The sequence below is a fragment of the Acinetobacter sp. CY17 genome, assembly GCF_059515825.1.
The window spans coordinates 42,359-65,473 of sequence record NZ_JCAKMX010000003.1; the positions used below are offsets into that span (position 1 = coordinate 42,359).

Annotated in this window: 36 protein-coding genes and 1 pseudogene; 32 read left to right on the forward strand and 5 right to left on the reverse strand. The window is 43.1% G+C overall.

Features of this window, described 5'->3' with window-relative positions:
- Nucleotides 1-77 precede the first annotated feature (77 nt).
- From AC5YCI_RS02915 to AC5YCI_RS03070, 32 genes and pseudogenes are all read left to right on the forward strand, one after another.
- The gene (locus AC5YCI_RS02915; protein ID WP_496128825.1) at nucleotides 78-815 is read left to right on the forward strand and encodes a type 1 glutamine amidotransferase; all 738 of its coding nucleotides are present in this window, start codon (nucleotides 78-80) and stop codon (nucleotides 813-815) included.
- Nucleotides 816-1,085: 270 nt separating this feature from the next.
- Nucleotides 1,086-1,397, forward strand: a complete 312-nt coding sequence (gene rpsJ, locus AC5YCI_RS02920; protein WP_000070912.1) for a 30S ribosomal protein S10 — start codon at nucleotides 1,086-1,088, stop codon at nucleotides 1,395-1,397.
- A 59-nt stretch (nucleotides 1,398-1,456) separates the two neighbouring features.
- Nucleotides 1,457-2,095, forward strand: a complete 639-nt coding sequence (gene rplC / locus AC5YCI_RS02925) for a 50S ribosomal protein L3 (protein WP_496128826.1) — start codon at nucleotides 1,457-1,459, stop codon at nucleotides 2,093-2,095.
- Between the two features lie 11 nt (nucleotides 2,096-2,106).
- Nucleotides 2,107-2,709: a 50S ribosomal protein L4 gene (gene rplD, locus AC5YCI_RS02930; protein WP_067731189.1), complete on the forward strand. Its 603-nt coding sequence runs from the start codon at nucleotides 2,107-2,109 to the stop codon at nucleotides 2,707-2,709.
- On the forward strand, nucleotides 2,706-3,026 hold the full coding sequence (gene rplW, locus AC5YCI_RS02935) for a 50S ribosomal protein L23 (protein WP_004809809.1): 321 nt from the start codon (nucleotides 2,706-2,708) through the stop codon (nucleotides 3,024-3,026). Before rplD ends, rplW begins: the two co-directional genes overlap by 4 nt.
- 11 nt (nucleotides 3,027-3,037) lie before the next feature.
- Nucleotides 3,038-3,862 carry a 50S ribosomal protein L2 gene (rplB, locus tag AC5YCI_RS02940; RefSeq protein WP_122899905.1) on the forward strand — a complete coding sequence of 275 codons (825 nt, stop codon included), beginning with the start codon at nucleotides 3,038-3,040 and terminating at the stop codon, nucleotides 3,860-3,862.
- A gap of 19 nt (nucleotides 3,863-3,881) precedes the next feature.
- The gene (gene rpsS, locus AC5YCI_RS02945; RefSeq protein ID WP_004281508.1) at nucleotides 3,882-4,157 is read left to right on the forward strand and encodes a 30S ribosomal protein S19; all 276 of its coding nucleotides are present in this window, start codon (nucleotides 3,882-3,884) and stop codon (nucleotides 4,155-4,157) included.
- Between the two features lie 9 nt (nucleotides 4,158-4,166).
- Nucleotides 4,167-4,496 carry a 50S ribosomal protein L22 gene (gene rplV, locus AC5YCI_RS02950; protein WP_001982638.1) on the forward strand — a complete coding sequence of 110 codons (330 nt, stop codon included), beginning with the start codon at nucleotides 4,167-4,169 and terminating at the stop codon, nucleotides 4,494-4,496.
- 1 nt (nucleotide 4,497) lies between these two features.
- Nucleotides 4,498-5,275: pseudogene (rpsC, locus tag AC5YCI_RS02955) on the forward strand (30S ribosomal protein S3).
- The gene (gene rplP, locus AC5YCI_RS02960) at nucleotides 5,254-5,667 is read left to right on the forward strand and encodes a 50S ribosomal protein L16 (RefSeq protein WP_496128827.1); all 414 of its coding nucleotides are present in this window, start codon (nucleotides 5,254-5,256) and stop codon (nucleotides 5,665-5,667) included. Before rpsC ends, rplP begins: the two are co-directional and overlap by 22 nt.
- Nucleotides 5,667-5,864, forward strand: coding sequence for a 50S ribosomal protein L29 (gene rpmC, locus AC5YCI_RS02965; protein ID WP_180047003.1), 198 nt, complete (start codon nucleotides 5,667-5,669; stop codon nucleotides 5,862-5,864). Before rplP ends, rpmC begins: the two co-directional genes overlap by 1 nt.
- Complete coding sequence (rpsQ, locus tag AC5YCI_RS02970) at nucleotides 5,861-6,118, forward strand: 30S ribosomal protein S17 (protein WP_122899910.1); 258 nt, start codon at nucleotides 5,861-5,863, stop codon at nucleotides 6,116-6,118. Before rpmC ends, rpsQ begins: the two co-directional genes overlap by 4 nt.
- An 88-nt stretch (nucleotides 6,119-6,206) precedes the next feature.
- Nucleotides 6,207-6,575 (forward strand): 50S ribosomal protein L14, encoded by a 369-nt coding sequence (gene rplN, locus AC5YCI_RS02975; protein ID WP_005012978.1) that lies wholly within the window; start codon nucleotides 6,207-6,209, stop codon nucleotides 6,573-6,575.
- 9 nt (nucleotides 6,576-6,584) lie between these two features.
- On the forward strand, nucleotides 6,585-6,902 hold the full coding sequence (gene rplX, locus AC5YCI_RS02980) for a 50S ribosomal protein L24 (protein ID WP_122899912.1): 318 nt from the start codon (nucleotides 6,585-6,587) through the stop codon (nucleotides 6,900-6,902).
- A gap of 16 nt (nucleotides 6,903-6,918) precedes the next feature.
- Nucleotides 6,919-7,455 carry a 50S ribosomal protein L5 gene (gene rplE, locus AC5YCI_RS02985; protein ID WP_496128828.1) on the forward strand — a complete coding sequence of 179 codons (537 nt, stop codon included), beginning with the start codon at nucleotides 6,919-6,921 and terminating at the stop codon, nucleotides 7,453-7,455.
- A gap of 9 nt (nucleotides 7,456-7,464) precedes the next feature.
- Entirely contained in the window at nucleotides 7,465-7,770 is a 306-nt protein-coding gene (gene rpsN / locus AC5YCI_RS02990; protein ID WP_106984040.1) for a 30S ribosomal protein S14, read from the forward strand.
- A gap of 12 nt (nucleotides 7,771-7,782) precedes the next feature.
- A complete protein-coding gene (gene rpsH, locus AC5YCI_RS02995) occupies nucleotides 7,783-8,178 on the forward strand; it encodes a 30S ribosomal protein S8 (RefSeq protein WP_122899918.1) in 396 nt (131 codons plus the stop codon).
- Between the two features lie 13 nt (nucleotides 8,179-8,191).
- Nucleotides 8,192-8,725, forward strand: coding sequence for a 50S ribosomal protein L6 (gene rplF / locus AC5YCI_RS03000; protein ID WP_122899920.1), 534 nt, complete (start codon nucleotides 8,192-8,194; stop codon nucleotides 8,723-8,725).
- Between the two features lie 14 nt (nucleotides 8,726-8,739).
- Nucleotides 8,740-9,090 (forward strand): 50S ribosomal protein L18, encoded by a 351-nt coding sequence (gene rplR / locus AC5YCI_RS03005; protein WP_004281497.1) that lies wholly within the window; start codon nucleotides 8,740-8,742, stop codon nucleotides 9,088-9,090.
- Between the two features lie 2 nt (nucleotides 9,091-9,092).
- Complete coding sequence (gene rpsE / locus AC5YCI_RS03010) at nucleotides 9,093-9,590, forward strand: 30S ribosomal protein S5 (protein WP_496128829.1); 498 nt, start codon at nucleotides 9,093-9,095, stop codon at nucleotides 9,588-9,590.
- Between the two features lie 6 nt (nucleotides 9,591-9,596).
- Nucleotides 9,597-9,773 (forward strand): 50S ribosomal protein L30, encoded by a 177-nt coding sequence (gene rpmD / locus AC5YCI_RS03015; protein WP_005094139.1) that lies wholly within the window; start codon nucleotides 9,597-9,599, stop codon nucleotides 9,771-9,773.
- Between the two features lie 3 nt (nucleotides 9,774-9,776).
- A complete protein-coding gene (rplO, locus tag AC5YCI_RS03020) occupies nucleotides 9,777-10,217 on the forward strand; it encodes a 50S ribosomal protein L15 (protein WP_496128830.1) in 441 nt (146 codons plus the stop codon).
- 45 nt (nucleotides 10,218-10,262) lie between these two features.
- On the forward strand, nucleotides 10,263-11,582 hold the full coding sequence (gene secY / locus AC5YCI_RS03025; protein ID WP_171407306.1) for a preprotein translocase subunit SecY: 1,320 nt from the start codon (nucleotides 10,263-10,265) through the stop codon (nucleotides 11,580-11,582).
- A gap of 20 nt (nucleotides 11,583-11,602) precedes the next feature.
- Nucleotides 11,603-11,719 (forward strand): 50S ribosomal protein L36, encoded by a 117-nt coding sequence (rpmJ, locus tag AC5YCI_RS03030; protein WP_000867907.1) that lies wholly within the window; start codon nucleotides 11,603-11,605, stop codon nucleotides 11,717-11,719.
- Nucleotides 11,720-11,825: 106 nt separating this feature from the next.
- Nucleotides 11,826-12,182, forward strand: a complete 357-nt coding sequence (rpsM, locus tag AC5YCI_RS03035) for a 30S ribosomal protein S13 (protein ID WP_122899928.1) — start codon at nucleotides 11,826-11,828, stop codon at nucleotides 12,180-12,182.
- A gap of 19 nt (nucleotides 12,183-12,201) precedes the next feature.
- Nucleotides 12,202-12,588, forward strand: coding sequence for a 30S ribosomal protein S11 (gene rpsK / locus AC5YCI_RS03040; RefSeq protein ID WP_001040166.1), 387 nt, complete (start codon nucleotides 12,202-12,204; stop codon nucleotides 12,586-12,588).
- A gap of 12 nt (nucleotides 12,589-12,600) precedes the next feature.
- Entirely contained in the window at nucleotides 12,601-13,227 is a 627-nt protein-coding gene (rpsD, locus tag AC5YCI_RS03045) for a 30S ribosomal protein S4 (RefSeq protein ID WP_496128831.1), read from the forward strand.
- A gap of 17 nt (nucleotides 13,228-13,244) precedes the next feature.
- Nucleotides 13,245-14,252, forward strand: coding sequence for a DNA-directed RNA polymerase subunit alpha (locus AC5YCI_RS03050; protein ID WP_034587449.1), 1,008 nt, complete (start codon nucleotides 13,245-13,247; stop codon nucleotides 14,250-14,252).
- A gap of 18 nt (nucleotides 14,253-14,270) precedes the next feature.
- Complete coding sequence (gene rplQ, locus AC5YCI_RS03055; RefSeq protein WP_004691290.1) at nucleotides 14,271-14,636, forward strand: 50S ribosomal protein L17; 366 nt, start codon at nucleotides 14,271-14,273, stop codon at nucleotides 14,634-14,636.
- 140 nt (nucleotides 14,637-14,776) lie between these two features.
- Nucleotides 14,777-16,231: a flavin-containing monooxygenase gene (locus AC5YCI_RS03060; RefSeq protein WP_496175179.1), complete on the forward strand. Its 1,455-nt coding sequence runs from the start codon at nucleotides 14,777-14,779 to the stop codon at nucleotides 16,229-16,231.
- A gap of 57 nt (nucleotides 16,232-16,288) precedes the next feature.
- Nucleotides 16,289-16,543, forward strand: coding sequence for an FAD assembly factor SdhE (locus AC5YCI_RS03065; RefSeq protein ID WP_496128832.1), 255 nt, complete (start codon nucleotides 16,289-16,291; stop codon nucleotides 16,541-16,543).
- The gene (locus AC5YCI_RS03070; RefSeq protein WP_496128833.1) at nucleotides 16,536-16,913 is read left to right on the forward strand and encodes a hypothetical protein; all 378 of its coding nucleotides are present in this window, start codon (nucleotides 16,536-16,538) and stop codon (nucleotides 16,911-16,913) included. Before AC5YCI_RS03065 ends, AC5YCI_RS03070 begins: the two co-directional genes overlap by 8 nt.
- On the opposite strand, the gene AC5YCI_RS03075 is transcribed toward AC5YCI_RS03070, so the two are convergent.
- The 5 genes from AC5YCI_RS03075 to rnr form a co-directional block, all read right to left on the reverse strand.
- On the reverse strand, nucleotides 16,900-17,775 hold the full coding sequence (locus AC5YCI_RS03075; RefSeq protein ID WP_496175180.1) for a DMT family transporter: 876 nt from the start codon (nucleotides 17,773-17,775) through the stop codon (nucleotides 16,900-16,902). The two genes, AC5YCI_RS03070 and AC5YCI_RS03075, sit on opposite strands and share 14 nt — an antisense overlap.
- A 63-nt stretch (nucleotides 17,776-17,838) precedes the next feature.
- Nucleotides 17,839-18,255 (reverse strand): hypothetical protein, encoded by a 417-nt coding sequence (locus AC5YCI_RS03080; RefSeq protein WP_496128835.1) that lies wholly within the window; start codon nucleotides 18,253-18,255, stop codon nucleotides 17,839-17,841.
- A gap of 4 nt (nucleotides 18,256-18,259) precedes the next feature.
- Nucleotides 18,260-18,466: a YheV family putative zinc ribbon protein gene (locus AC5YCI_RS03085; protein WP_496128993.1), complete on the reverse strand. Its 207-nt coding sequence runs from the start codon at nucleotides 18,464-18,466 to the stop codon at nucleotides 18,260-18,262.
- 50 nt (nucleotides 18,467-18,516) lie between these two features.
- Nucleotides 18,517-20,547 (reverse strand): M3 family metallopeptidase, encoded by a 2,031-nt coding sequence (locus tag AC5YCI_RS03090; RefSeq protein WP_496175181.1) that lies wholly within the window; start codon nucleotides 20,545-20,547, stop codon nucleotides 18,517-18,519.
- A gap of 100 nt (nucleotides 20,548-20,647) precedes the next feature.
- Nucleotides 20,648-23,092, reverse strand: coding sequence for a ribonuclease R (gene rnr, locus AC5YCI_RS03095; RefSeq protein ID WP_496175182.1), 2,445 nt, complete (start codon nucleotides 23,090-23,092; stop codon nucleotides 20,648-20,650).
- Nucleotides 23,093-23,115: the final 23 nt, after the last annotated feature.

Below are 23,115 nucleotides of genomic sequence, written 5' to 3' on the forward strand. Positions count from 1 at the left end.
ATCGGATGAAATTTTAAAAGTTGGCGCTATTTTTGCAAAACCTCTGTTAAAGCAATAACAATAGGTTAAACAAAAGCATGAAACCGCAGTTAAAAGTACATTATTTTCAACATATTGCGGGAGAGGGTTTTGGTAGTTGTTACGAATATCTAAAACAAAAGAATGCCAAAATTACCGCAACAGAATTCTTCGCCTTGCCTGTCGACCGACCTTTAGACATTGAGGCCTTGCCCGATATTCATGACGTGGATTTACTCATCATTATGGGCGGTACGATGAGTGTCAATGACGAAGCGAATTATCCATGGTTGACTGTAGAAAAGCGTTGGTTAAGACGTTATTTATCTTTAGGTAAACCAGCCATTGGTTTATGTTTGGGGGGGCAGTTGATTGCCAATGCACTAGGTGCCGCGGTCAGTCGTAATAAACAGCAAGAACTAGGCTGGAGTACTATTCGTAAAATCCAAACCGTACCGAAGGACTGTTTTGAAATTCCAGAGCAGCTACAGGTTTTACAATGGCATAGTGAAACCTTTGAAATTCCTAAGGGGGCTGTGCATTTGGCCGAAAATGAAGCTTGTCGTAACCAAATGTATCAGATTGGTAAGAACGTCTTGGGTTTTCAGTTTCATCCAGAAATTACCCCGGAAGTATTGGAATTATTTCTAGAAAATGCTGAAGAATTGTCCATTTTTTCTGGTCAATATGTCCAAGATGTCAATACGTTGATTAAATCATCAAAAAACAAATTTATTCAAGGAAATCAAATATTAAACCAAGCTATTGACTATGTTTTGAGGAAAAGTGCCTATTGAATGCTGTTTAAACAATCGAATAACAAAATATATGGAAAAAACAAATAAAAGGGCAAAAAGGGATTTGCTTATGCATTAAACAATAGCTATAATAAGCGACCCTTCAATAGGAAGGGGGTTAACTGCGAAGAAAGTAGTTAACTATCGTTACAGTCGTGGCATCGATCACGACCTTAGTGATAATTCACTGCTCTTGACACTTGCCTTAAATTAGTGGGGTGAGATGCGTCAAGAGTGATTCTTTATATATTTGGCTTGGAGTTAACTGGTATGTCTAACCAGAGAATTCGTATCCGTCTTAAGTCTTTTGATCACCGTTTAATTGATCAATCTGCTCAAGAAATCGTAGAAACAGCAAAACGTACTGGCGCACAAGTTTGTGGTCCAATTCCAATGCCTACACGCATTGAACGTTTTAACGTTTTAACATCACCACACGTTAACAAAGATGCGCGTGACCAATACGAGATCCGCACTTACAAACGTTTGATCGACATCGTTCAACCTACAGACAAAACTGTAGACGCGTTGATGAAGTTAGATCTTGCAGCTGGTGTTGATGTTCAGATCGCATTGGGTTAAGGCTTTAGGTTAATTAACGCTCTAAGTTAATTAAGCCGCTTTTTTAGAGGTTTATGCACATGGCTATTGGTTTAGTCGGTCGCAAGTGCGGTATGACGCGTATCTTTACAGATGCTGGCGTTTCTGTACCTGTAACAGTGATTGAGGTTGATCCTAACCGCATCACTCAAATCAAAACGCTTGAAACTGATGGTTATCAAGCGATTCAAATCACTACTGGTGAACGTCGCGAATCTCGCGTAACTAACGCTCAGAAAGGTCACTTCGCTAAAGCGGGTGTTGCTGCTGGTCGTCTAGTTCAAGAATTCCGCGCTACAGAAGCTGATCTTGAAGGTCGTGAAGTTGGTGGTACGCTTACTGTTGAATTGTTCCAAGTAGGTCAAATTGTTGACGTAACTGGTACTTCTAAAGGTAAAGGTTTCCAAGGTGGTGTTAAGCGTTGGAACTTCCGTACGCAAGATGCTACTCACGGTAACTCTGTATCTCACCGTGTTATCGGTTCTACAGGTCAAAACCAGACTCCTGGTCGCGTATTCAAAGGCAAAAAAATGCCTGGTCACTTAGGTGCGGAACGCGTAACTACACAGGGTCTTGAAATCGTTGCTATCGACGTTGAACGTTCAGTTCTTGTTGTAAAAGGCGCGGTTCCTGGTGCTACTGGTGGCGACGTAACTGTTCGTCCTACTATCAAGGCCTGAGGGGAAATAAAGTGAATTTAAATACTGTTTCCGGCTCTGCTGTTGAATTATCTGAAGTTGCTTTCGGTCGTGAATTTAACGAAGCTCTTGTACACCAAGTTGTTACAGCTTACTTAGCTGGTGGTCGTCAAGGTTCGAAAGCTCAGAAATCTCGTGCTGACGTATCTGGCGGTGGTAAAAAGCCATTCCGTCAAAAAGGTACTGGCCGTGCACGTGCTGGTTCTATTCGTAGCCCAATCTGGGTTGGCGGTGGTAAAACTTTTGCTGCTCGTCCACAAGACTGGTCTCAAAAAGTAAACCGTAAAATGTACCGCGGTGCTATGCAATGCATCCTAGCTGAACTTGTTCGTCAAGATCGCTTAGTTTTAGTTGAAGAGTTTGCTGTTGCTGCTCCAAAAACTAAAGAATTGCTTGCAAAACTTAACGACTTAAATGCCACTCGCGCATTAATCGTTACTGATGCTGTTGATGAGAACTTGTATCTAGCTGCTCGTAACATTCCACACGTTGATGTGGTTGATGCGACTGCGATTGATCCTGTTAGCTTGATTGCGTTTGACAAAGTTGTTATGTCTGTAGCTGCTGCTAAGAAAATTGAGGTAGAACTCGGATGAACAACGAACGTTTATATCAAGTCCTTCAAGGACCTGTATTCTCTGAAAAAGCTCAAGTTTTAGGCGAAACTGCTGGTGTTCAAGTTTTTAAAGTTGCGACTGATGCAACTAAACTTGAAATCAAAAAAGCTGTTGAGCAATTATTTGGTGTTCAAGTTGTTAAAGTTAACACAACGATCACTAAAGGTAAGACTAAACGCTTTGGTAAAACTATCGGACGTCGTTCTGATGTTAAAAAAGCATACGTCACCCTGAAAGCTGGCCAAGATGTTGAAATGGCTGACTTGGGCGATGCCGCTGAAAGCGCAGCGGAATAAGGACGAAAACTATGCCTATTCAAAAATGTAAGCCAACGTCTCCAGGACGTCGCTTTGTAGAGAAAGTCGTTCACGACCATCTTCACAAAGGCGCACCATACGCTCCATTAGTAGAAGCTAAAAAGCGTACTGGCGGCCGTAATAACAACGGTCACATCACGACTCGTCACGTTGGTGGCGGTCATAAGCAGCACTACCGTCTAGTTGACTTCAAACGTAACAAAGATGGTATTCCTGCAACTGTAGAGCGTATTGAATACGATCCTAACCGTACTGCACACATTGCACTTGTATTGTATGCTGATGGTGAACGTCGTTACATCATCGCGCCTAAAGGCCTTCGCGCTGGCGATAAAGTACAATCTGGTAACGATGCTCCAATTCGTCCAGGTAACTGCTTACCGCTTCGCAACATGCCTATCGGTTCTACTCTTCACAACATCGAACTTAAAATCGGTAAAGGCGCGCAATTAGCTCGTTCTGCTGGTACTTCAGTTCAATTGTTGGGTCGTGACGGTTCTTACGCTATCGTTCGTCTTCGTTCAGGCGAGATGCGTAAAATTCACGTTGAATGCCGTGCTGTGTTAGGTGAAGTATCTAACTCAGAAAGCAACCTTCGTTCACTAGGTAAAGCTGGTGCATCACGCTGGCGTGGTGTTCGTCCTACCGTTCGTGGTATGGCGATGAACCCAGTTGACCATCCACACGGTGGTGGTGAAGGGCGTAACAAAGGTATTCAACCTGTAAGCCCATGGGGTCAAAAAGCTAAAGGGTACAAGACACGTACCAACAAGCGTACGACTAAGATGATTATTCGCGACCGTCGCGTTAAGTAACAAGTAAAGGAATCTGACAATGCCTCGTTCTCTGAAAAAAGGCCCATTCGTCGATGCGCACTTGTTCGCTAAGGTTGAAGCGGCTATCGCGGCTAATAACCGTAAGCCGATCAAAACTTGGTCGCGTCGTTCGATGATCCTCCCGGATTTTGTTGGTTTAACAATTTCTGTTCATAATGGCCGTAACCATGTTCCAGTAATCGTATCTGAACATATGGTTGGTCATAAACTCGGTGAATTCGCGCCAACTCGTACCTATCGTGGTCACGGTGTTGACAAGAAATCTAAACGCTAAGGTGCTATGATGGAAGTTACTGCTAAATTACGCGGTGCCGCTATCTCGGCACAAAAAGCACGTTTGGTTGCAGACTTGATCCGCGGCAAATCTGTTGCGCATGCTTTAAACATTTTAAACTTCAGCAACAAAAAAGCTGCTGTTTTAGTTAAAAAAGCATTGGAATCTGCGATTGCAAACGCTGAACATAATAACAGTTTAGATGTAGACGATCTTAAAGTTTCTACGATCTACGTTGATGAAGGCATGAGCCTAAAACGTATTATGCCACGTGCTAAAGGCCGTGCAGATCGTATTACTAAGCGTACTTGTCACATCACCGTTAAGGTAGGGGTTTGATATGGGTCAGAAGGTTCATCCAATCGGTATCCGCCTAGGTGTTGTGAAACGTCATAACGCTAACTGGTATGCGAGTCCGAAACAATACGCTGAATACTTGCTTAAAGATTTGCAAGTTCGTGAGTTTTTAAACAAAAAACTTAAGAACGCAATGGTAAGCAACATTCTTATCGAACGTCCTACTGGCGCTGCTAAAATTACTATTAGCACTGCTCGTCCTGGTATCGTTATCGGTAAAAAAGGCGAAGACATTGAGAAATTACAACGCGAATTAACATCTATTATGGGTGTTCCTGCGCAAGTAAGCATCAACGAAATCGATCGTCCAGACTTAGACGCGCGTCTAGTTGCTGAAGGTATCGCTTCTCAATTAGAAAAACGTGTAATGTTCCGTCGTGCTATGAAGCGTGCGGTTCAAAACTCTATGCGTGCTGGTGCTAAAGGTATTAAAGTTGAAGTTTCAGGCCGTTTAGGTGGTGCTGAGATCGCTCGTACAGAATGGTATCGTGAAGGTCGTGTACCTCTACATACACTTCGTGCGGACATCGACTACTCTTCAGTACGTGCTGAGACTACTTACGGTACGATTGGTGTTAAAGTTTGGGTATTCCGCGGTGAGATCCTTGGTGGCATGAAACAAGTCATGAACCCAGCTCCTGCTGAAGAACGTCCAGCTAAACGCGGTCGCGGTCGTGGTGAAGGTCAAGAGCGTCGTGGTCGTCGCAATGATCGTTCTGCTGAAAAAGGAGAATAATCCATGTTGCAACCTAAACGTATGAAATTCCGTAAGGTGCAAAAAGGCCGTAACACTGGTCTTGCGCATCGCGGTAGCTCAGTATCTTTCGGTACTATCGCGCTTAAATCGCTTGAACGTGGTCGTATGACTGCACGTCAAATCGAAGCAGCTCGTCGTACAATCAGCCGTCGTATTAAACGTGGTGGTAAGATCTTTATCCGTGTTTTCCCAGACAAACCGATCACTAATAAACCATTAGAAGTTCGTATGGGTAAAGGTAAAGGTTCTGTGGAATACTGGGTTTGTGAAATCAAACCAGGTAAAGTCTTGTACGAAATTGATGGCGTAAACGAAGAATTAGCGCGTGAAGCATTTATTCTTGCTGCTGCTAAACTTCCGTTCAAAACGACTATCGTTACTAAGACGGTGATGTAATGAAAACTAAAGATCTACGTGAAAAGTCGGTAGAAGAGTTGAAAGCTTTGCTTGATGAGCAACAGCTTAACCAATTCCGTCTTCGTATGGCGAAAGCAACTGGTCAATTGGGTAAATCGCATGAAGTTGCGTTAACTCGTAAAACTATTGCTCGTATTAAGACCCTCCTTACCGAAAAACAGGGGAACGGACAATGAGTGAGCAAACAGTTCGCACGTTAACAGGCAAAGTAGTAAGCGACAAGATGGACAAGTCTATCGTTGTTCTTATCGAACGCCGCGTTCAACACCCGTTGTATGGCAAATCAATCCGCCGTTCAACAAAATTACACGCTCATGATGAAAACAACACAGCTAAAGCTGGTGATGTTGTAACAATCAAAGAATGCCGCCCAATGTCTAAAACTAAGTCTTGGACTTTAGTTGAAGTTATTGAAGCAGCAGCTGAGTAATTAACGTTCTTGCATCATCGGTCAATTTCGAGTACTCTTTGAGCCTTTCGAAATTCTGACCGATGTTGCTCGGTTTTGGAGTAGGGCAATGATTCAAACCGAAAGTATGCTCGACGTAGCAGACAACAGTGGTGCTCGCCGCGTACAATGTATCAAAGTACTTGGTGGTTCACATCGTCGTTATGCTTCTGTTGGCGACATCATTAAAGTTACTGTAAAAGAAGCAATTCCACGCGCTCGTGTTAAAAAAGGCGACGTGATGAATGCTGTAGTTGTACGTACAAAATTCGGCATCCGTCGTGCAGACGGTTCAGTGATTCGTTTCGACGATAACGCTGCTGTTATTTTGAACAACAACAAAGCGCCGATTGCGACTCGTATTTTCGGACCAGTGACTCGTGAACTTCGTACTGAACAGTTCATGAAAATTATTTCATTGGCTCCTGAAGTTCTATAAGAGGCACTCATGGCTAAGATTAAAAAGGGCGATCAAGTAATTGTGATCGCAGGTAAAGAAAAAGGCAAACAGGGTACTGTATTGTCAGTTTCTAATGACCGCGTTCTTGTTGAAGGCTTGAACTTGGTTAAGAAGCATCAAAAGCCGAACCGTGCAACGGGTGCTGAAGGCGCTATCGTTACACAAGAAGCTACGCTTCATATCTCAAACGTGGCAATTTTTAATGCTGCAACCCAAAAGGCTGACCGTGTTGGTTACCAAGTAGTAGAAGGCGTGAAAACTCGCGTATTCAAATCTACTGGTGAATCAGTGGCGGTAGCGAAGTAATAGGTTGAATTAGGCTATGGCCAGACTTAAAACACGTTACAACGACGAACTTAAAGCTCAGTTACAAGAAGTATTGGGCGTTAAGAATGTGATGGAAATTCCACGCATTACAAAAATTACTATCAACATGGGTGTTGGTGCAGCTTCTGCTGACAAAAAACTCCTTGATGGTGCTTTAGCTGATATGCAAGCAATTGCTGGTCAAAAACCAGTGCTTACATTAGCGCGTAAATCAATCGCTGGTTTCAAAATCCGTGATGGTTGGCCGATTGGTTGTAAAGTTACTTTACGCGGCGAACGTATGTACGAATTCTTAGACCGTTTGATCTCTATCGCGATCCCTCGTATCCGTGACTTCCGTGGTTTCTCTGCGAAATCATTCGACGGTCGTGGTAACTACTCAATGGGTCTTAAGGAACAAATCATGTTCCCTGAAATCGATTTTGATAAGATTGATCGTATTCGTGGTATGGACATTACCATTACTACGACTGCTCGCACCGATGACGAAGGCCGTGCGCTTATGCGTGCATTCGGCTTCCCGTTCAAATAAGAGGTCGATATGGCTAAGAAAGGTATGATTAATCGCGAATTGAAACGCGAAGCTACTGTTGCAAAATTTGCTGCAAAACGTGCTGAATTAAAAGCAACGATTGCAAACGTAAATGCATCAGACGAAGAACGTTTCGAAGCGATGATGAAATTACAAGCATTACCACGTAATGCATCTCCAGTACGTCTACGTAACCGTTGTGGTTTGACTGGTCGTCCTCACGGTTACTTCCGTAAGTTCGGTCTAAGCCGTAACAAACTACGTGATACAGTAATGCAAGGTGATGTACCTGGCGTTGTTAAGGCAAGCTGGTAAGGAGCACTATAAATGAGTATGCAAGATACCGTTGCCGACATGTTAACACGTGTTCGTAACGCGCAAATGGCGAAGAAACAAACTGTTTCTATGCCAAACTCTAAGTTAAAAGTTGCGATCGCTAACGTTCTTAAACAAGAAGGTTATATCGCTGAAGTAGCGGTTGCTGATGCCGAAGGTAAAGCAACGCTTACTTTGACTTTAAAATATTTCGAAGGCAAACCAGTTATCGAAACTGTGAAACGCGTAAGCCGTCCTGGTCTACGTCAATATCGCGGTAAAGATGCACTTCCAAGCGTTAAGCAAGGTTTAGGTATTGCAATTGTTTCTACAAGCAAAGGCATCATGACTGATCGCGCTGCACGTGCTGCGGGCATCGGTGGTGAAGTTATTGCTTTTGTTTCTTAATAGGTGATTCCTCATGTCTCGTGTGGCTAAAGCCCCAGTAACTGTACCTAACGGTGTTACAGTTACTCAGAACGGCCGGCAGGTCGAAGTGAAAGGCACTAAAGGTACATTGTCTTTCAACCTGCATGCGCTGGTCGAGCTTAAACAGGAAGACGGTACTCTAGTTATTGCTCCAAAAGCTGAGTCGAAAGACGCTTGGATGCAAGCTGGTACTGCTCGCGCTGTGCTTAACAACCTTGTAAAAGGTGTTAGCGAAGGTTTCGAACGTAAGTTACAGCTTATCGGTGTTGGTTATAAAGCTGCGGTTAAAGGTAACGTTGTTAACCTTAACCTTGGTTTCTCTCACCCGATCGATTACAACCTTCCTGAAGGTGTAACTGCTGAAACTCCTACAGCAACTGAAATCGTACTTAAATCAGCTGACAAAGCTGCTCTAGGTCAAGTTGCTGCAGATATCCGTGGTTACCGTCCACCAGAGCCGTATAAAGGTAAAGGTGTTCGTTATTCTGACGAAGTTGTACTTCGTAAAGAAGCTAAGAAGAAATAAGGCGCGAGGTTCTTATGAACGAAAAGAAACAATCCCGTTTGCGTCGTGCGAAAAGCACACGCTTGCACATCCGTGCGTTGGGTGCGACTCGTTTGTGTGTAAACCGCACTCCGCGTCACATCTATGCTCAAGTTATCTCAGCAGATGGTGGCAAAGTATTAGCGCAAGCTTCTACTTTAGACGCTACTCTACGTGCTGGTACAACTGGTAACGTTGAAGCGGCTCAAAAAGTTGGTGCTTTAATTGCAGAGCGTGCGAAAGCTGCTGGTGTAACTAAAGTTGCATTTGACCGTTCTGGTTTCAAATATCATGGTCGTATCAAAGCCTTGGCTGATGCTGCTCGTGAAAACGGCTTGGAGTTCTAATCATGGCTAAAGTTGAACAAAACGAAGGTCTTGTTGAAAAGCTGGTAGCCGTTGATCGTGTTGCCAAAGTTGTTAAGGGTGGTCGTATCTTCTCTTTCACAGCATTAACTGTTGTGGGTGATGGTAATGGTCGCGTAGGTTTTGGTCGTGGTAAAGCACGTGAAGTTCCAGCTGCTATTTCTAAAGCACTTGAAGCTGCTCGTCGTAACATGATTACTGTTGACCTTGTTGACGGTACTGTTCAACACCCGATCAACGCTCGTCACGGCGCAAGCCGCATTTACATGCAACCTGCTTCTGAAGGTACTGGTGTAATTGCTGGTGGTGCTATGCGTGCAGTTCTAGAAGCTGTGGGTGTACGTAACGTACTGACTAAATGTTATGGTTCTACTAACGCTGCTAACGTAGTAAACGCGACTTTCAATGGTTTGCGTGATATGACTTCTCCTGAGAAAGTTGCTGCGAAACGTGGTTTATCAGTAGAACAAATTCAAGGGTAATCAATCATGAAAACGATTAAAGTTACCCAGACTAAATCTGCATCGCACCGCTTGAAAAATCACAAGCTTAGCCTTCAAGGTTTAGGTCTGCGTCGTATTGGTCATACTGTAGAAGTGCAAGATACGCCTTCTAACCGTGGTATGATCAACCAAGTATACTATATGGTTAGTGTAGAGGAATAAGCCATGACTCTGCGTTTAAATACAATTGCACCTGCAGAAGGTGCTAAACGTGACAACCTTCGTTTAGGCCGTGGTATCGGTTCTGGCGTTGGTAAGACTGGTGGCCGTGGTGTCAAAGGTCAAAACTCACGTAAGAGCGGTGGTACTCGTCCTGGTTTCGAAGGCGGTCAAACAGCACTTTATCGTCGTTTGCCTAAATTCGGCTTCACTAGCCAACAGGCATTGAAAACTGCTGAAGTACGTTTATCTGAGCTTAACAAAGTTGAAGGCGATATCGTTTCTCTTGAAACTTTAAAAGCTGCAAACGTTGTACGTAAAGATATGTTACGTGCTCGTATCGTACTTTCTGGTGAAATTACTCGCGCATTCACTATTCAAGGTGTTGTGTTGACTAAAGGCGCTAAAGCTGCTGTTGAAGCTGCTGGCGGTAAAGTCGAGGAGTAATCTCCAGTGTCTATGACTCCTAGTTCTACAGGTCATGTTAACATGATGAAAGGTCAGCCATTTCACGTGAAATATCGTGAAATTATTCGCCGAATGATGTTTCTCATTGGTGCGCTGCTGGTCTTTCGACTAGGAGCGCATATTCCAGTACCGGGTATCGATAATGCTGCCCTTGAGAATTTATTTAATGCAAACTCAGGCACAATCCTGGGTTTGTTTAATATGTTCTCAGGTGGTGCATTAGAGCGAATGTCTATTCTTGCTCTTGGGATTATGCCTTACATTTCTGCCTCTATTATTGTGCAGTTAATGTCAACGGTGGTTCCATCGCTCGAAGCTTTGAAAAAAGAAGGCGAGCAGGGTAAGCGTAAGATTAACCAATATACACGACAAGGAACGCTGTTCTTAGCCTTAGTGCAGTCGATTGGTATGTGTGCAGGTCTGATTAGTCAAGGGATTACCTTAACGTCAGGACTTGCTTTTTACATTCCAGCCGTCACTTCATTGGTTGCGGGTACAATGTTCTTGATGTGGTTGGGTGAGCAGATCACTGAACGCGGGGTAGGTAATGGTATTTCCATGATTATCTTCGCGGGTATTGTTGCAGGCTTGCCAACATTGGTAATGCAATCTTTCACCTCTATTGACAGCGGACAGTCAAGTTTAATTGGCTTAGCGATCTTCGCTCTGTTATCATTAGCGGTATTGGCAGCAATCGTGTTTATCGAGAAAGCGCAACGTCGTATTCCGGTAAACTATGCTCAAAAACAACAAGGTCGTCGTGTGTTTACCGCGCAACAGACACATTTGCCATTAAAAATTAATATGGCGGGTGTGATTCCGGCAATTTTTGCCAGCTCATTGCTTTTGTTCCCAGCGAGCTTAGGTCAGTGGGTCGGTAGTGCCGATCCTGATGCAGGTTTAATTAAGCGTGGCCTACAAGATTTGGCACTCGTTTTGTCGCCTGGACAACCACTATATTTGGTACTCTTTGGTGCGTTAATTATCTTCTTCTGTTATTTCTATACTGCGCTAGTATTTAGCCCGAAAGAAGTTTCCGAGAATTTAAAGCGTAGTGGAGCTTATGTGCCCGGTATACGCCCAGGTGAGCAAACTGCTCGTTACTTAGATCATATTCTCAATCGTTTGACCTTTATTGGCGCGATCTACATTACAGTGGTGTGTTTGATGCCAATGGTGCTACAAAGCTCATTTGGTATTCCATTTAGCTTAGGGGGCACATCGTTACTGATTGTAGTTGTTGTGGTGATGGACTTTATGGCTCAGCTACAAGCTCATCTCACCTCGCATCAATATGATAATCAAACCCTAATGAGAAAAACGACTGCTCATCCTAAGGGATAAGCGCACTTAGAGGTTTCATCATGAAAGTACAAGCTTCTGTAAAGAAAATTTGTGGTAGCTGTAAAGTTATCCGTCGTAATGGGGTTATTCGCGTAATTTGTAGCGCAGAACCTCGTCATAAGCAGCGTCAAGGTTAATCTAATCAAGACCTGTTGATTTCAGTAGGCTAATTAGGTTATTATCCGCCCCTCAAGATTTTTGTGGGGCGGTTGATTATCTCTACTGCCTTTTTGGAGAAAGTGAATGGCTCGTATTGCCGGTGTAAACATTCCGGATAACAAGCATGCTGTTATCTCCCTTACGTATATCTTTGGTATCGGTCGCCACACTGCTAAGCAAATCTTAGCTGCTGTTGGTATCGAAACAACTACTAAGATTCGTGAGTTGGACGATGCTCAGCTTGATGCGATTCGTGCAGAAGTTGCTAAGGTTCCTACCGAAGGTGACTTACGTCGCGAAATTTCCATGAACATTAAACGTTTAATGGATTTAGGCTGCTACCGTGGTCTTCGTCATCGTCGTAGCTTGCCTGTCCGCGGTCAACGCACAAAAACTAACGCACGTACCCGTAAAGGTCCGCGCAAACCGATTAAAAAGTAAGATTTCTGGAAGCTAAAAGATGGCTAAAGATACTCGCACACGCAAGAAGGTCACTCGTACCGTCTCTGAAGGTGTTGCACACATTCACGCGTCTTTTAATAACACCATTGTAACGATTACCGATCGTCAAGGTAATGCATTGGCTTGGGCCACTTCAGGTGGACAAGGCTTCCGTGGATCACGTAAATCAACTCCGTTCGCTGCTCAGGTAGCTGCTGAAGTTGCTGGTAAAGCAGCTTTAGACTACGGTTTGAAAAACTTGGACGTCCTTGTAAAAGGTCCTGGTCCAGGTCGTGAATCTGCGGTTCGTGCATTAGGCGCAGTGGGTTATAAGATTAACAGCATTACCGATGTGACACCAATTCCTCACAACGGTTGCCGTCCACCTAAAAAACGTCGCGTGTAAGGAGAAACATTCATGGCTCGTTATATTGGTCCAAAATGCAAACTCTCTCGCCGCGAAGGGACAGACCTGCAATTAAAATCTGGCGTTAAACCGTTTGACGTTAAGACTAAAAAACATGCTAAAGCGCCTGGTCAACATGGCGGCGCTCGTGGTAGCAAACAATCTGAGTACTCACTACAATTACGTGAAAAACAAAAAGTACGTCGTATGTACGGTGTTTTAGAACGTCAATTTAGTAACTACTACAAAGAAGCAGCTCGTGTTAAAGGCGCAACTGGTGAGAACTTATTAAAGTTACTTGAAAGCCGTCTTGATAACGTTGTTTATCGTATGGGTTTTGGTTCTACACGTGCAGAAGCTCGTCAGTTAGTATCTCACCGTTCAATCACTTTAAATGGTCGTCGCGTTAACATCGCTTCTATCCAAGTTAAAGCTGGTGACGTGATTGCAGTTCACGAAGGCGCTAAACAACAATTACGTATCAAAAACGCAATTGAATTAGCTGCTCAACGTGGTACAGCTTCATGGATCGAAGTAGATCATTCAAAACTTGAAGGTACATTCAAATCTGCACCTGATCGTTCTGATTTACCTGCTGAAATCAACGAAAGCTTGATTGTAGAATTGTATTCTAAATAATCCTTGAGGTAGCAATAATGACGCGTACTGCAAATGAGTTTCTAACTCCGCAAGCGATCAAGGTCGAAGCGGCAAGCGGGACCTCGGCAAAAGTTATTCTAGAACCCTTAGAGCGTGGCTTTGGTCATACTCTGGGCAATGCTTTACGTCGCATCCTTCTTTCTTCTTTACCTGGCGCAGCTGTGGTTGAAGTAGAGATTGAAGGTGTTGAGCACGAGTACAGTACTTTGGAAGGCTTGCAGCAGGACATCGTCGAGCTCTTGCTGAACCTAAAAGGATTGTCTATTAAGCTGTTCGATCAAAATGAAGCTTATTTAACATTAGAGAAACAAGGTCCTGGCGACGTAACTGCCGCTGATCTTCGTTTACCTCATAATGTTGAAGTGGTTAACCCTGAGCATTTGATCGGCACATTAAGTGCTACTGGCAATCTTAAAATGCGCCTTAAAGTTGCTCAAGGCCGTGGTTATGAGACTTCTGACTCACGCTTCCCTGAAGGCGAAACTCGCCCTGTAGGTCGCTTACAGTTAGATGCTTCTTATAGCCCGATCAAACGTGTGTCTTACACAGTGGAAAACGCTCGTGTAGAACAACGTACTGACCTTGATAAACTGATCATTGATCTTGAAACAAATGGTACTGTTGATCCTGAAGAAGCAATTCGTAAGGCAGCAACGATCTTGCAACAACAAATCGCGATTTTTGTTGACCTGCAAAAAGATCAAGCACCAGTTGCTCAAGAACCTCGCGAGGAAGTTGATCCAATCTTGCTTCGTCCAGTAGATGATCTAGAGCTTACTGTTCGTTCTGCTAACTGTTTGAAAGCAGAAAACATTTACTACATTGGTGATCTTGTTCAGCGCACTGAGGTTGAGTTACTCAAAACTCCTAACCTTGGTAAAAAGTCGCTTACTGAGATCAAAGATGTTCTGGCATCGAAAGGCTTACAGCTCGGCATGCGTTTAGAGAACTGGCCACCGGCTAGCCTCCGCATGGACGATCGCTTTGCCTATCGTAGCCGTTAATTAAGTAGGACTATCACCATGCGTCATCGTAATAGTGGTGTGAAATTAGGCCGTACAAGCAGTCATCGCAAAGCGATGTTCCAAAACATGGCTAATTCTTTGTTCGAGCACGAGTTAATCAAAACTACTGTGCCTAAAGCAAAAGAGTTACGTCGTGTAGCTGAGCCTTTAATCACTTTAGCTAAAAACGATACTGTTGCAAACCGCCGTTTAGCGTTTGCTCGTACTCGTTCAGCAGCAACTGTTGGTAAATTATTTACCGTTCTTGGCCCTCGTTACAAAGAGCGTAACGGCGGTTATCTACGTGTTCTTAAAGCGGGCTTCCGTGCAGGTGATGCTGCACCGATGGCTTACGTTGAACTAGTAGATCGCGAAGTTAAATAATTTCGCAAGAACTGTTCAGTTGTTCTAAAAAAGACCGGTGTTTCACCGGTCTTTTTTATTGTCTTTTTGTAACTAAAACTCTTCTAACAATTATTTTTCTAGATCATAAAATGCTGTTTAAGCTCAGTTAAGGATGAGCAATGCATCCACAAGTCATAGACACCGTTATTATTGGTGCTGGAATTTCCGGTATTGGTCTTGCCGTTCATCTAAAAAAAAATAACCCGCAGCAAAAATTTCTAATTTTAGAGGCGCGTCATTGCATTGGTGGTACTTGGGATTTATTTAAATACCCGGGTATTCGCTCTGATTCAGACATGGCGACATTTGGCTTTGCTTTTAAAGCTTGGAATAAAAATACTTTACTGGCTGATGCTGTATCGATCCAAAATTATTTGCAGGAAGTGGTTGAGGAGTATCAACTCAAAGCCCAGATGCAATTTAATACGCGTGTCATGCAGGCACATTATTATTCGGATAAAAAATGCTGGAAATTAAGCCTTCAAGATTCGACAGGTCGCTGCTCTGAAATCTGGGCGCAATTTGTGGTGGGCTGTACGGGCTATTATGACTATCAAAATCCCTATCAACCTTATTTTCAGGGTCAAGAAAATTTTCAAGGACAACTGATTCATCCGCAGCATTGGCCACAGGAGCTCGATTATAAAAATAAAAAAATCGTAGTCATTGGGAGTGGGGCGACAGCAGTGACTTTAGTGCCTGCCTTGGTGAAAGGCGGCGCAGCCCATGTCACTATGCTACAACGCTCACCTAGTTATGTCGTGAGTGTTGCAGCTGAGGATCGTTTATATCAAAGCTTGCGCGCTCAACTGCCAGACAAGTTAGCCTATCAAATTGTTCGCGGTCGTAATATTTTGACTCAGCGTAGTTTATATTATGTTGCGCAGAAGCAGCCTAGATTATTAAAAAAGTTACTGCTTAAGCAAGTTGATCGCCAATTACAAAATAGGCGAGATTTAAGGCACTTTCAGCCGCACTATATGCCATGGCAGCAACGTCTATGTGTAGTGCCTGATGGTGATTTATTTGCAACCTTAAACACTCAGCAAGCCACGATTATCACAGACGAAATTGCTGAATTGAGCCAACATGGTTTAATTTTAAAGTCAGGACAATATTTAGATGCGGATCTCATTGTGAGTGCTACCGGTTTAAATTTACAGGTTTTAGGTGGCTTGCAGTTGTATGTAGATGATCAGCCAATTGATATAGCTCAGCGTATGCTTTATCACAGTACTTTAATTAATGATGTGCCCAACTTTGCCCTTATTATTGGTTATATCAATGCCTCATGGACCTTGAAAGTAGATTTAGTTGCACAGTATTTATGTCGTCTTTGGCGCTTTATGCAAAAAAATGCCTACAGCCAAGTGCTTGCGAGCAGCGCCGATATACAGATGACTGAGCAGACCATTATGGACGGGCTGAATTCTGGTTATATTCAGCGGGCAAGGCATTTATTGCCTAAGCAGGGTAGTCATGCGCCTTGGTTAACTGAGCATAATTATTTTGCAGATCAAAAGCATTTGCGTAAAGCAAGCTTTGATGATGGCACTTTGTTTTTTAAGCACTGAACATCAGCTTTTAAATCGGTTACACTTAAAAATAGATCGTTACTGTTGGAAAATGCAATGCAAGAAATGAGTTTAGAAGAACGTAAGGTAATTTATCGTGCGCGTCGTGGGTTAAAAGAAATTGATGTATATTTCGATCCTTATGTGAAAAACTATTATTTACAAGCAGATGCTGAAGAAAAAGCCACCTTTGCTGCCTTGGTGGAACAAGAAGATCCGGATTTATTAGACTGGTTTATGGAGGTGTCTGAGCCACCACGTCCAGCAATGCGTGCCTTAATTAATAAGCTTAAACATTACGTTCATGGCTAACAGCTGCTTTCAACTGAAACGTAGTTATTTAGCGTTATGTTTTCAGTTTGTGCTTGCTTCAGTGATCATTGCTGTATTGGCAATGACACTGAGCCTATGGCTATTGGGCGCTGGCATACTGCTCTTGGTCTTAAGTTACTTATATTTTTATAATCAAGATCGCATCCTTCAACTTGACTATTTAGCCGAACAGGATTGGACCTTAAGCAAGCAAAACGACAAGCAGCAGCGTGATCAAATTAAAAAAATCATCGATCATGGGCTATATATTATTATATTTTTTCAACAACATCCGCCTTTAGCCATTTGGTGTGATCAATTGTCTTGGCAAGACTGGAAACGTTTAAAGGTATTGGCTAAGCTGTATTAGTGCGTTTTTTAAATAGCGGACTGCACAGTAAAATTGCAACTAGAATTAAGCTAAAGCCAATTAAACTTAAACCATCGGGCAACTCTTGCCAAAATACATAGCCCCAGATTCCAGCAAAAATAATCGCAATATAATTTACAGGGCCAATTTGTCCGGCAGGTGCTAATTTATAAGCATGTGATAAAAACAGTTGGCTAATATTGGCCAGTAAGCCAGCTGTAATGAGTAAACTTAATTCTAGCCCAGTATAAGGTCGCCATAACCAAAACATAGGTAACATTGAAATAAGTGTGCCAATCAAGCAAAAATAAAACACAATCCGCTCTGGTGGTTCAGTGGCTGTTAAGGCACGCACGGTAACAAAGGCCATAGCGGCCAAGAGGCTTGCACCTAAACCAATGCCTGACATCAGGTTAAATAGTCCACTATCAGGCTTGGCAACGCATAATACACCTACTAAACCTAGGCCTGCGGCAACTAACATACTGGGCGTGATTTTTTCTCTTAAGAATAACCAAGCAATCAGCGGAATAAAAATGGGAGATGAATAGGTAAATACCATGGCATCTGAAAGTTTAAGATGGGCAATGGCATAGAAAAAGCCATACATGGCAGTTAAACCGACCACAGAGCGCCAAGTGTGCATCCATAATTTTTCAGTTTTAAAGAAGCTTAGCCCCTTATTAATTAGCAGGGGTAGAAAAATAAATACACCAATAAAGTTGCGAAAAAACACAATGGTAGCGTTATCTACACTCTGTGATGCATAACGAATACAGACCCCCATCACCGAAAATAAAAATGCAGCTAAAGTCAGACAAGCCAGTGCTTTAATAAGTTGAGAGGAAGCAGGGGTAGGCATCAGGCAAAGATCGCGTAGTGTTTGCTTCAGTTTAACGCAACATGACAGCAGATTTGTATGTTCTTATTCGGCAAGTAGTTGTTCTAGTAATTTAATCTGCTGTTCTTTCAGGCGAATCAATTCATCAGCAGTTAGATGTTGCTGTTGTAAGGCTTCTTCTTGCGCGATGAGTTGTTGCTGAAGATCAAGTTGTTTAGCAATTTCTTCCTGTGCCAAGCTGGCGTCTTCTGGAATAGCCTCACTGAGTAATTCTTCTTCGATTAAAACTTGATTGGGAGTCGCTTGAAATTTAGGTACATCTAGTTTGGGTGTAGATGCAGGATTTACATCTGTCTTAAACAGTTGCGTTTGCTGTGAAGCGTCGTTGAGCGCAGATGGCTCAGTCTTTTGTTTTAAAAAGAGATAACTACTTACCGCAATACTGATTGCGGTAAGTAAAACAATCATCCACCAAAGTAGTGATGAACTTTGACGCTGCATACGATTATTTTTGGCGTGGTTTAAATTGAATCACACCAATTTCATCTGGAAGCTCAGGCATTTGCGGTTCTTCAACCTCAGTTGGGCGATTCTCTGAGTAGTCGCATTCAATACACTCAATCCATTCAGCATCGGCTGTTGTGAGCATCACAATACGGTCTTGGGCTTCACAGCGTGGACATTTAGCACCTGCAATAAAACGACGCTTCATGGTCATGATCCTCACCTTATCCTTAGAAATTGAAGCGTATTTTACGCGCTTTAAACCTTATTCGTCCAACCTTGATGACGTAATAGCGCTTCAATCTTAGGCTCACGGCCACGGAAATTGACAAAGGCATCTAAGGCGCTATCACGACCGCCTACAGCAAGTACGGCTTTACGGAATTCCTGACCGGTTTGGGTATTAAAAATACCTTCTTGTTCAAAACGATCAAAAGCATCACTGGCGAGCACTTCCGCCCACTTATATGAATAGTAGCCTGCAGCATAACCACCCGCAAAAATATGGCTAAAGCTATGTTGGAAACGGTTATAAGATACAGACGGCACTACACTAAATTTGGCTCGGATAGCATCTAAAGTATTTTGGATACCTTGTGCATCCAATGCAGGATTCGTTTGATGAATATTTAAATCGAATAAAGCAAATTCAATTTGACGTAAAGTTTGCATTCCTGATTGGAAGAAGCGCGCATCTAATAGAGATTTGAGTAAATCGGCAGGTAGAGTGTGCTGTGTTTCGATATGCTCACTAAGCAAGTTTAAGCTTTCCTGATCCCATGCCCAAAATTCCATAAACTGACTTGGTAGCTCAACAGCATCCCATGCTACGCCGTGCGTGCCTGCTACAGAGATATTATCTACCTCAGTAAGCATATGATGCAGACCATGGCCAAATTCATGGAATAAGGTGATGACTTCATCATGGGTCAGTAAGGCAGGTTGATTGCCAACCGGTGGGGTGAAGTTACACACCATATAGCAAATTGGTTTTTGTAAGCCTTGTTGGCTTTGCATACGTGAACGGAAACCACTCATCCATGCACCACCACGTTTGCCACTACGTGCATACAGGTCAAAATAGAAGCCACCTAGGACTTTCCCTTGATCTTCAAGCTCAAAATAACGCGCATCAGCATGCCAAACAGGTGCCTGACGTTCAACCACATCAATACCATATAAACGTTTCACAATGCTAAATAAGCCTTGCAAGATTTTTGGTGCTGGGAAATAGGGTTTTAACGCTTCTTGCGATAAATTAAATTGCTGAACTTTGAGTTTTTCTGAATAGAAAGTGGTATCCCAAGGCTGTAAATCTGTAATACCATCTGCTGCCGCAATTGCTTTTAATTCACTCATTTCTTGCGTTGCAGGCTGACGGGCATGCTCGGCTAAATCTTCTAAGAACTTTTGTACAGTCGCCACATCCGGCGCCATTTTGCTGGCAAGTGATAGCTCGGCGTAGTTGTTGAAACCCAGTAAAGCCGCCATTTCTTGACGCAGCTTTAAGATTTCTTGCATGACATCGGTATTATCAAATTCTGTTTGCGCAGATTGATCTGAAGCACGTGTGGTATAGGCCTTATATAGCGTTTCACGTAAAGCACGATCCTCTGCATAGGTCATAATGGCCAGATAAGATGGGAAATCCAGCGTTGCGACAGGTTGCTCAAGCTCACGTTGTTGACCATATTGCTTTAATAATTCAACGCTACTTTCTGGCAAGCCTTTGAGTTCATCATGACATAATGGCTTAAAATAGGCTTGCGTGGCATCTAAAACATGATTAGAAAAGTCAGATGAAAGCTGTGATAAACGTGCTGAAATTTCAGCATAGCGTTTTTTGGCTTGACCCTCTAAAGCCACACCTGAGAGTTTAAAATCGCGTAAGGCCAATTTAATCGCACTTTGTTGTGCTGCACTTAAATTCTGGTATTCAGCGGAGTCGTGCACTTGTTCAAAGGTTTGATATAAAACAGTATGTTGACCCAGCTCAGTGTAATACGCACTTAAGCTTGGTAACAGGCTTTGATAGAGTTCACGGGTTTGAGTATTGTTCATGACAGCATTTAAATGCGATAACACCCCCCATGCTTCACTCATATTGTTTTCGAGCTGATCAAGTTGTTCAAGGATGCTTAAACGCGCAGCTTGACTCTCAGGCACGCTGCTTAAATCTTGTAAGAATTGTTGACCTTGGCTAATGGCAGTTTGGATTTGTTGTTGTAATTGTTCAAGGCTGATTTGGTCGAATTTTGGCACTGGCAAAGTGGCCTGTTGTAATGTCATGTTTAAATTACTCAATTTTGTCTTAGTAGTAGATGTAGGGCTTATGTTCGATAAAATCAAGCCTGATCAACAAAAAGAGCGCCGTGGCGCTCTTTTTTATTTAGTCACTTTGTGACTTAGCATTGGACTTTTTCTTTTTTGCCTTTTTCTTTAACTTATCTTTAGCCTTCGCTTCAGATTTTCCTGCATGTTTTTTAACAGACTTTTTACTGTAGGCACTGGGTTTAGATTTTGACTTTTTCTTTTTAATGGGCTGTTCACCATCTTCGCCTGTATCGCCTTTGCTTGGACGTTCACTAAAGGTTTGTTCAGTGACTTGTGGGCGAGGACGTGGCGTAGCACGCGGTGCAGCTTTACGTGGCGCACGACTACGTACTGGGCGACCTGCATGACTTAATTGCTGTAACAGCTCAAAGTCAATTTTACGCTCTTCTAAATTGACCGCAGCGACTTTAATTTTCACTTCGTCGCCTAAGCTAAAGCTTTGACCATGATTTTGACCAATTAAACTTTGACTCATCTGATCAAATACAAAGAAATCATCACCCAATTGACTGACATGAATCATGCCATCGACATATAAATCTTTTAAGGTGACAAACAAACCAAACTCAGCCACAGCTGTAATATGACCAACAAAATCTTCCCCAACATGCTGCTGCATATAGTGACATTTGAGCCATGTGGTCACAGAACGTGAAGCCTCATCGGCACGACGTTCTGTTGCTGAGAAATGTGTACCCGCTTCATCTAAAGCACCACCTGATAATGGCGATGGTTTATTTTTAAGATGGGCTTTAATGGCACGATGTAGCAGCAAATCTGGGTAACGACGAATTGGCGAAGTAAAGTGCGTATAGGCATCATAAGCCAAACCATAGTGACCCGCGTTATTTGGGCCATAATAAGCTTGCATCATAGAGCGTAATAACACGGCATGAATACTTGGTGCATCAATACGCTCTTTGGTCGCGTCAATTACGGCTTGATAATCAGCTTGGGTCGGTTGTTCTGGGAACGATAAACCGAGTAGTTTGACAAAATCACGCACTTTTTGAATACGTGAGAATTCAGGTGGCTCGTGAATACGGTACAACATTGGCACTTCATTTTTCAGCGCATATTCTGCAGCGGCTACGTTGGCCAATAACATACATTCTTCAATGAGTTTATGTGCTTCATTACGGCTACGTGGCAGAATTTGATTAATGCCACCGAGCTCATCAAAGGTCATATAGGTTTCAACAGTTTCAAATTCCATGGCATGACGTTCAGCACGTAGCACTTTGAGCACTTGATAGAGTTGGAACAGGGTGTTCAGTGACTTACGTACGCTACGGTCTTCGGTAATGGCTGTACTGTCACCATCAAAGTACTGTGCTACTTGGTCATAAGTTAAACGCGCCTTAGAATGCATCACAGATGGATAGAATTCATAACCCGTGACACGACCTGCACGTGATAGTTTTAAATCACACACCATACATAAGCGGTCAACGTTTGGATTTAACGAACATAGACCGTTAGAGAGCGCTTCTGGCAGCATGGGCAAGACAAAGTGCGGGAAATACACTGATGTACCACGCTCGACTGCTTCATCATCTAAAGGTTGACCTGGACGTACATAATGACTGACATCGGCAATCGCGACCACAACACGGTAGCCACCACCTGCGCGTTTTTCGGCATACACTGCATCGTCAAAGTCGCGTGCATCTTCGCCATCAATCGTCACTAAGGCTAAATCACGTAAATCGATGCGACCTTCACGGTCTTTGGCTGTAGGTTCTTTAAAACTTTCGGCTTCTTTAATAACGTCCTCAGGGAATTCGTAAGGTAAGCCAAACTCTAAAATCGTTTGTGGAATAATAATTTCAGTATCGGCTTTATCGGCCATCGACTGCACAATATGCCCAGTGGCAAACTCTTCCTTAGTCGGATACGTATCAATGGCGACGCGAATTGAATCACCTAGATTGACTTTGGCGTGTTCGATCAACTCTTTTTCTAAAGTAATCGGTTGATGGCTATTTGGTGCACTGGGTTGTACAAAGTATTCGCCATCATACATCGACACTTTACCAATGATTTGTTTAACGCGATGTTGCACCACATCGGTCACAAAGCCCCAAGCTTTACCTTTACGGTCAACCGAAGTTTGACGGACTTTGACACGGTCGCCGTTAAACACTTGGCGTAATTCACGTTCAGGTAACAATAAATCATCGTGACCGCTAATATTCGCAGTACCTAAGCCTTTACTATTGATATAGACAGTCGCTTCATGGGTCGGTTGTTCAGCAGCAATCTGGAACTTAAATCCATCCTTCATTAGCTGACCATCGCGTACCATTGCAATTAATCGGTGTTGCAGGGCATCAATACTTTTTTGATCGGCAATTTCAAACTGTTCCACCAGGTCAGCATGCGACTGTGGATTTTTTAATTGAGTAATCGTCTCTAGGATCAGAGTACGACTTGGAATGGGATTATCGTAACGTTCGGCTTCTGCCTTTGCTTCTGGATCGACCCAAGTTTTCATCATATCTTCAGTTTCTTATCAGTGGA

What these genes read in the sequence shown, in the direction of transcription:
- AC5YCI_RS03050 (WP_034587449.1), top strand. Translation starts at nt 13,245, where the DNA reads ATGACGCGTACTGCAAATGAGTTTCTAACTCCGCAAGCGATCAAGGTC.
- rpsN (WP_106984040.1), top strand. Translation starts at nt 7,465, where the DNA reads ATGGCTAAGAAAGGTATGATTAATCGCGAATTGAAACGCGAAGCTACT.
- secY (WP_171407306.1), top strand. Translation starts at nt 10,263, where the DNA reads ATGAAAGGTCAGCCATTTCACGTGAAATATCGTGAAATTATTCGCCGA.
- rnr (WP_496175182.1), bottom strand. Translation starts at nt 23,092, where the DNA reads ATGATGAAAACTTGGGTCGATCCAGAAGCAAAGGCAGAAGCCGAACGT.
- rplN (WP_005012978.1), top strand. Translation starts at nt 6,207, where the DNA reads ATGATTCAAACCGAAAGTATGCTCGACGTAGCAGACAACAGTGGTGCT.
- AC5YCI_RS03085 (WP_496128993.1), bottom strand. Translation starts at nt 18,466, where the DNA reads ATGAAGCGTCGTTTTATTGCAGGTGCTAAATGTCCACGCTGTGAAGCC.
- rpmJ (WP_000867907.1), top strand. Translation starts at nt 11,603, where the DNA reads ATGAAAGTACAAGCTTCTGTAAAGAAAATTTGTGGTAGCTGTAAAGTT.
- AC5YCI_RS03075 (WP_496175180.1), bottom strand. Translation starts at nt 17,775, where the DNA reads ATGCCTACCCCTGCTTCCTCTCAACTTATTAAAGCACTGGCTTGTCTG.
- rplP (WP_496128827.1), top strand. Translation starts at nt 5,254, where the DNA reads ATGTTGCAACCTAAACGTATGAAATTCCGTAAGGTGCAAAAAGGCCGT.
- rpsE (WP_496128829.1), top strand. Translation starts at nt 9,093, where the DNA reads ATGGCTAAAGTTGAACAAAACGAAGGTCTTGTTGAAAAGCTGGTAGCC.
- rplV (WP_001982638.1), top strand. Translation starts at nt 4,167, where the DNA reads ATGGAAGTTACTGCTAAATTACGCGGTGCCGCTATCTCGGCACAAAAA.
- rplO (WP_496128830.1), top strand. Translation starts at nt 9,777, where the DNA reads ATGACTCTGCGTTTAAATACAATTGCACCTGCAGAAGGTGCTAAACGT.
- rplX (WP_122899912.1), top strand. Translation starts at nt 6,585, where the DNA reads ATGGCTAAGATTAAAAAGGGCGATCAAGTAATTGTGATCGCAGGTAAA.
- AC5YCI_RS02915 (WP_496128825.1), top strand. Translation starts at nt 78, where the DNA reads ATGAAACCGCAGTTAAAAGTACATTATTTTCAACATATTGCGGGAGAG.
- rplW (WP_004809809.1), top strand. Translation starts at nt 2,706, where the DNA reads ATGAACAACGAACGTTTATATCAAGTCCTTCAAGGACCTGTATTCTCT.
- rpsJ (WP_000070912.1), top strand. Translation starts at nt 1,086, where the DNA reads ATGTCTAACCAGAGAATTCGTATCCGTCTTAAGTCTTTTGATCACCGT.
- rplF (WP_122899920.1), top strand. Translation starts at nt 8,192, where the DNA reads ATGTCTCGTGTGGCTAAAGCCCCAGTAACTGTACCTAACGGTGTTACA.
- rpsQ (WP_122899910.1), top strand. Translation starts at nt 5,861, where the DNA reads ATGAGTGAGCAAACAGTTCGCACGTTAACAGGCAAAGTAGTAAGCGAC.
- AC5YCI_RS03070 (WP_496128833.1), top strand. Translation starts at nt 16,536, where the DNA reads ATGGCTAACAGCTGCTTTCAACTGAAACGTAGTTATTTAGCGTTATGT.
- AC5YCI_RS03060 (WP_496175179.1), top strand. Translation starts at nt 14,777, where the DNA reads ATGCATCCACAAGTCATAGACACCGTTATTATTGGTGCTGGAATTTCC.
- rpsK (WP_001040166.1), top strand. Translation starts at nt 12,202, where the DNA reads ATGGCTAAAGATACTCGCACACGCAAGAAGGTCACTCGTACCGTCTCT.
- rplC (WP_496128826.1), top strand. Translation starts at nt 1,457, where the DNA reads ATGGCTATTGGTTTAGTCGGTCGCAAGTGCGGTATGACGCGTATCTTT.
- rpsH (WP_122899918.1), top strand. Translation starts at nt 7,783, where the DNA reads ATGAGTATGCAAGATACCGTTGCCGACATGTTAACACGTGTTCGTAAC.
- AC5YCI_RS03065 (WP_496128832.1), top strand. Translation starts at nt 16,289, where the DNA reads ATGCAAGAAATGAGTTTAGAAGAACGTAAGGTAATTTATCGTGCGCGT.
- rplB (WP_122899905.1), top strand. Translation starts at nt 3,038, where the DNA reads ATGCCTATTCAAAAATGTAAGCCAACGTCTCCAGGACGTCGCTTTGTA.
- rplE (WP_496128828.1), top strand. Translation starts at nt 6,919, where the DNA reads ATGGCCAGACTTAAAACACGTTACAACGACGAACTTAAAGCTCAGTTA.
- AC5YCI_RS03090 (WP_496175181.1), bottom strand. Translation starts at nt 20,547, where the DNA reads ATGACATTACAACAGGCCACTTTGCCAGTGCCAAAATTCGACCAAATC.
- rplQ (WP_004691290.1), top strand. Translation starts at nt 14,271, where the DNA reads ATGCGTCATCGTAATAGTGGTGTGAAATTAGGCCGTACAAGCAGTCAT.
- rpmD (WP_005094139.1), top strand. Translation starts at nt 9,597, where the DNA reads ATGAAAACGATTAAAGTTACCCAGACTAAATCTGCATCGCACCGCTTG.
- rpsS (WP_004281508.1), top strand. Translation starts at nt 3,882, where the DNA reads ATGCCTCGTTCTCTGAAAAAAGGCCCATTCGTCGATGCGCACTTGTTC.
- rpsD (WP_496128831.1), top strand. Translation starts at nt 12,601, where the DNA reads ATGGCTCGTTATATTGGTCCAAAATGCAAACTCTCTCGCCGCGAAGGG.
- AC5YCI_RS03080 (WP_496128835.1), bottom strand. Translation starts at nt 18,255, where the DNA reads ATGCAGCGTCAAAGTTCATCACTACTTTGGTGGATGATTGTTTTACTT.
- rplR (WP_004281497.1), top strand. Translation starts at nt 8,740, where the DNA reads ATGAACGAAAAGAAACAATCCCGTTTGCGTCGTGCGAAAAGCACACGC.
- rpmC (WP_180047003.1), top strand. Translation starts at nt 5,667, where the DNA reads ATGAAAACTAAAGATCTACGTGAAAAGTCGGTAGAAGAGTTGAAAGCT.
- rpsM (WP_122899928.1), top strand. Translation starts at nt 11,826, where the DNA reads ATGGCTCGTATTGCCGGTGTAAACATTCCGGATAACAAGCATGCTGTT.